This is a genomic window from Aquabacterium sp., from assembly GCF_004297345.1.
Lineage (GTDB): Bacteria > Pseudomonadota > Gammaproteobacteria > Burkholderiales > Burkholderiaceae_C > Aquabacterium.
Genome location: NZ_SCTN01000108.1, coordinates 1 through 1,625, shown reverse-complemented (window position 1 = coordinate 1,625; position 1,625 = coordinate 1). Strand labels below are relative to the sequence as shown.

Sequence of the window (1,625 nt, the reverse complement as noted above, 5' to 3'; positions counted from 1 at the left end):
AGGCCCTCGATGTAGTCCTTGGCGTGGCGCTTTTCACCCGACACTACCATCCAGCCAGCACGGTAGCCGCAAGAGCGGTAGTTCTTGCTCAGGCCATTGAAAGTCAGGAACAACACGTCATCGGCCAGCGAGGCCATCGAGGTGTGGGTGGCGCCGTCATACAAGGTCTTGTCGTAGATCTCGTCGGCCATCACGATGAGCTGATGCTCGCGAGCAACCTGGATGATCTCCTTGAGCAAGCTCTCGGGATACAGCGCGCCAGTAGGGTTGTTCGGGTTGATGACGACGATGGCCTTCGTGCGCGGCGTGATCTTTGCGCGGATGTCGGCGATGTCGGGGTACCAGTCGGCTTGCTCGTCGCAGATGTAGTGCACAGGGCGACCACCTGACAAGGCCACAGCGGCCGTGTACAGCGGGTAGTCAGGCGCCGGCAGCAGCACTTCGTCGTCTTCGTTAAGCAGCGCATTGAGCGCCATCACGATCAGCTCGGAGGCGCCATTGCCCAGGTAGACGTCATCGACCGTCACACCCTGGATGCCCTTTTCCTGGCAGTAGTGCACCACCGACTTGCGCGGCGCAAACAGGCCTTTGGAATCGGTGTAACCCGCTGCACCAGACAGGTTGCGGATCATGTCCTGCACGATCTCGTCAGGTGGCTCCAGGCCGAACACGGCCAGGTTGCCGATGTTCAGCTTGATGATCTTGTGGCCGTCTTCTTCCATCTGCCGCGCCTTTTCCAGCACGGGCCCACGGATGTCATAACAGACGTTGGCGAGTTTGCTGGACTTGGCGATGGGCTTCAAAACGGTCTCCGACGACGGGCTAGGCTGACGCTGAAAGTGCCTCAAGACCCTGCGGCCTGCCCGGAAAGGCAAATCGCGCGCGAAATGAGGGAAAGCTAGAATTTAACCACACTGAACCGACCAGCGCCCACCCCACAAGCTGGTCCCGCCTTGCATCACATGAAACTCCAGCCTGACCGCGCCGAAGGCGTGAACATCATCAACGCCTGCACACCTGAATCGATATCGGTGAACGGTGAAGCCCACACCAGCAGCATCCTGGTGCCGCCAACCGGGCCGATGATTCCCTGGCCCGTCACGTCACTGTCAGACCTCACGGAGGCTCATTTCGAGCAGATCCTTCAGGCTCGCCCTGAGCTCGTGATCTTTGGCAGTGGCCGCCAGTTGCGCTTTCCGCCGCCTGCGCTGTTGCGCCCACTGATGGCCGCCCGGATCGGTTTCGAGACCATGGACACCGCTGCCGCGTGCCGCACCTACAACATTCTGGTAGGTGAAGGACGCCAGGTGATGGCAGCCCTGCTGATCCATTCGTGATGCAAAAAACGATGTAAAGCAGCGAAAAGCGGGCCCTCCTTGTGGGGGATAGATCCCTCGGCCGAGGGGGAGGCTCAGAAGCACTTTATAATTGCAGGCTAATCAAGCAGGCTGCTGATCACTACAACATGACACCCGCCCTCAACAAACCTTTGCCGGAATTTGAAGCTGTCGCAACCGGAGGCGTGAAATTCACGCCTCAAGGTTTTGTCGGACAGACCGTGGTGCTGTACTTCTACCCGAAGGACCATACACCTGGATGCACCACTGAAGCCATGCAATTCCGTG

General features: G+C 59.1%; 3 protein-coding genes. 2 read left to right on the top strand and 1 reads right to left on the bottom strand.

The window, feature by feature from the left end:
• On the bottom strand, positions 1-803 hold an 803-nt coding region (locus EPO09_RS03225), incomplete at its 3' end, for an aminotransferase class I/II-fold pyridoxal phosphate-dependent enzyme (protein WP_290640082.1).
• 159 nt (positions 804-962) lie between these two features.
• On the opposite strand from EPO09_RS03225, the gene EPO09_RS03220 reads away from it, so the two are divergent.
• A complete protein-coding gene (locus tag EPO09_RS03220; protein ID WP_290640081.1) occupies positions 963-1,337 on the top strand; it encodes an Mth938-like domain-containing protein in 375 nt (124 codons plus the stop codon).
• A gap of 128 nt (positions 1,338-1,465) precedes the next feature.
• The coding region (locus EPO09_RS03215; protein WP_290640083.1) for a redoxin domain-containing protein at positions 1,466-1,625 on the top strand (160 nt) is incomplete at its 3' end.